Genomic DNA, 301 nt, shown 5'->3' with positions numbered 1-301 from the left:
TGATTTGTATCTGATCGGGAGAGGCATGCTTGATGGCATTATTGAGGCATTCCTGAATCACACGGATCATGACCAGCTTACTGTCTTTTGAAAGTTCATTGAAGGACTGATCCGAATCAAATAGAGTTTGGCAATATCCTGTGGATTCGATTCGATGCAATTGTTGCCTGATGAAATCATCCATGCTAATTTCTTCTACCCAATCCAGATTTAATGTTTTGGAAAGCGCACGTACCTCTTTGATGATTTGGTTGATGAATTCTTTTCCTTCTGCCTGTTTTTCAGGCTTGGCTGAATTGAG

The 301-nt window shown here is 40.5% G+C and carries 1 pseudogene; it reads right to left on the bottom strand.

The window, feature by feature from the left end:
- Positions 1–301: pseudogene (locus ACNKXV_RS14160) on the bottom strand (hypothetical protein); the annotation flags it as partial.

It is taken from the genome of Christiangramia aquimixticola, assembly GCF_048285835.1.
GTDB lineage: Bacteria > Bacteroidota > Bacteroidia > Flavobacteriales > Flavobacteriaceae > Christiangramia > Christiangramia aquimixticola.
This window is presented reverse-complemented; position numbering and strand designations above follow the sequence as displayed.